Raw genomic sequence first — 1016 nt, 5'->3', positions numbered from 1 at the left:
GTCAGCGGATTGCCCCACATATCGTACGTATACTTATTAACCGAAGTTTCACCTGTACTATCTCTTAATGCAACAACGTCCCCGTGACCATTCAACAAGTAGTAGTACTTGCCACTAGCATTCTCCGTAGCCACGAGACCGTTACCGCGTACATAACGCGATTTCATCGTAACGGAACTTCCACTAACATTGCCTTCGGCTATTACGCCAGCTCCGTCAACATAATATCGAGTTGTTTTGGTTCCTTCCGTGCGTTCGTATAGCAACCCGTCGCCGTTATACTTATAAGTGACGATATTCCCACTCCCAGTTGTGACCTTGGTCAAACGGTTGGAGGAGTCATATGCATACGTTTTATCGCCCGTAAGTATACTTGCCGTGTTATCGCTTTGCATCGTCTGACGGTTGCCGCGTTGGTCATAAGAATAACTCTCGTTGAATTGGCTTGAAGTTGCAATCCGGTCCTGGTTGTCATACGTGTAGTTGTATTGATCGGTGGCACCTTCTAGTCTAACCGATTGTTTCGTTATGTTCCCGTTACGATAAACACTATAGTTCGTATCGTAATCGAAGAAATTAATTTCGGTGCCGTCGGATTTGCTTTGAACAACGGTATCCAAATCAAAGGCATCGTACTTATTGGTGCTGCTATTACCATTTCGTAAGGTCGACTTCTTAATCAGGTCATTCTTGAAGTAGTCGTACGTCACTTCCACGTCCGTAGCAGATGGCCCCACCGTTCTCAGTCGGTTTCGATTATCATACGTGTACTCCGACTTGTAACCGAACGGATCGGTCATCGTCTGTCTCATGCCTTTAGGATTATACGTGTAAGAGATCGACTTATTATCCGGGAAGAGAACGTTCAGCAATTGACCGTCCGCAGAGTCATACGTATAAGTGGTCTTACCCGTCTTATCCGTCATTGTGGTTCTACGGCCCGATACATCATAGGTGTAGGATATCGTCTCGTCTGGAGCAATCTTATTGAGCACAAAGTTACGGTTACTATACAC

The 1016-nt window shown here is 45.5% G+C and carries 1 pseudogene; it reads right to left on the bottom strand.

From position 1 onward, the window contains the following. A pseudogene (locus tag PKO01S_RS28495) lies at positions 1-1016 on the bottom strand (RHS repeat protein); the annotation flags it as partial.

Source organism: Paenibacillus kobensis NBRC 15729 (genome assembly GCF_004000825.1).
Lineage (GTDB): Bacteria > Bacillota > Bacilli > Paenibacillales > Paenibacillaceae > Paenibacillus_T > Paenibacillus_T kobensis.
This window is presented reverse-complemented; position numbering and strand designations above follow the sequence as displayed.